Source organism: Shewanella sp. S1-58-MNA-CIBAN-0166 (genome assembly GCF_040310085.1).
Lineage (GTDB): Bacteria > Pseudomonadota > Gammaproteobacteria > Enterobacterales > Shewanellaceae > Shewanella.
In genome coordinates this window covers 1-575 of the sequence record NZ_JBEOPN010000084.1, presented here as the reverse complement: position 1 = coordinate 575, position 575 = coordinate 1, and the positions used below count along the sequence as shown (strand labels likewise).

The following is a 575-nucleotide window of genomic DNA, read 5'->3' as shown; positions in this document are numbered from 1 at the left end:
ACACCGCGCACAGTAATAACACGACGAGGCTGTTTAGGGTCGGTTTCAATCTCGGCGCGTAACCTAGATATATGCACGTCGATAGAACGGTCGAAGGCTTCCAAATCTGACCCTTGAAGTCCATTCATGAGTTGGTCGCGGGTTAATACTCGCCCTACGCCGTCTGCAAGTATCGAAAGAAGTTGGAACTGATAGGAGGTAAGGTCGCAGCGTTTGCCGTCTATCCGTGCCTCCATAGCATCCTTGTCGACTTCTAGTGCGCCAAAGCGAACGACATTGACGGTTTGCGAATGTGTACCTCGGCGCAATATGGCACGTAGCCGAGCGAGCAATTCTCGCGGTTCAAATGGTTTGGGCAAATAATCGTCAGCCCCCATTTCTAACCCCAACACACGATCAAGCGGGTCGCCCTTTGCAGTGAGCATTAAAATGGGAATGGCTTCGGTTGCCCTGAGTGTTCGGCATACTTCCAAACCATCAATATCAGGCAACATTAAATCAAGAATTGCCGCTCGAAAATTTCCTTGTTGCTGCAAAGCTAATCCAGAAGAACCATCTATTGCAGACGTGACAGA

General features: G+C 49.6%; 1 protein-coding gene. It reads right to left on the bottom strand.

Translation table 11 applies throughout. From position 1 onward, the window contains the following. Window positions 1–575, bottom strand: a 575-nt coding sequence (locus tag AAEY99_RS21185; protein WP_351011944.1) for a winged helix-turn-helix domain-containing protein, incomplete at both ends; no start/stop codon positions are given.